This window comes from Polaromonas sp. P1_G4 (assembly GCF_056405475.1).
Window position 1 is genome coordinate 1 of record NZ_JBFUCA010001007.1, and the last position, 690, is coordinate 690.

1 protein-coding gene is annotated in these 690 nt (G+C 55.9%); it reads right to left on the reverse strand.

Features of this window, described 5'->3' with window-relative positions:
• Positions 1-167 precede the first annotated feature (167 nt).
• Positions 168-690: pilus assembly PilX family protein (locus AC1D1X_RS25045; RefSeq protein ID WP_477699595.1), on the reverse strand; the 523-nt coding region annotated here is incomplete at its 5' end.

Consider the following 690-nt stretch of genomic DNA (forward strand, 5'->3'; position numbering starts at 1 on the left):
AGCTGATGGTCTTTCGACATGTTCAGCATGATCATGGGCCTCGGCGACGAGGTCACGATGTTTGGCGGAATGGCCGGGGTCAGTGCCTGTGCAAATGCCACCCCTTGCGAAGTGAGCGCCGCAAACAAAAATCCGGCAATGGTGATAATTTTTTTCACGGATTTTCCTTAATTGCTTGGGAGAAAAGGACGGTAATAGGTTTGCATTACAACTTCAGTGTTGATGTCTGCCCCGAAACCACGGGCACTGATGCGAATGACGATGTCATCGCCTGCAGAACCTTTGAAATATTCCATCAGGTATTCAGGCTGCCTTGCCACACCGGCAAATCTGGCAACACCGGTAAAGGTGCCCAGGGGTACCGCACCGGTGAAGGTGCAATTGGTGCCTGCACCTGCCGCGTCGCTTGGTTTTGCGCTGGGCGTGGCAGGCGGACCTTCCCACAGCCCTTTTTTCCCGTTGATGGTCGGCCACCAGGGTTCAGGGTTGGTGACGGTGGTGTAGTTGCTCGTGTAGTAATAGTCCAGTGGGTTCCGGCACTGCCCTCTGGGGCAGCTTGGGTCGAAGTAGGGCCCCATGGTTTTTTCTTTTATGGGCCTGTCGTCGTCGCGCGCACACAAGGCATTGGGACGCAGAGGGCCTGCCAATTTCAAGTCGCGCTCTGCGTCGCGTAGTGCGGCTTCTGTGGCC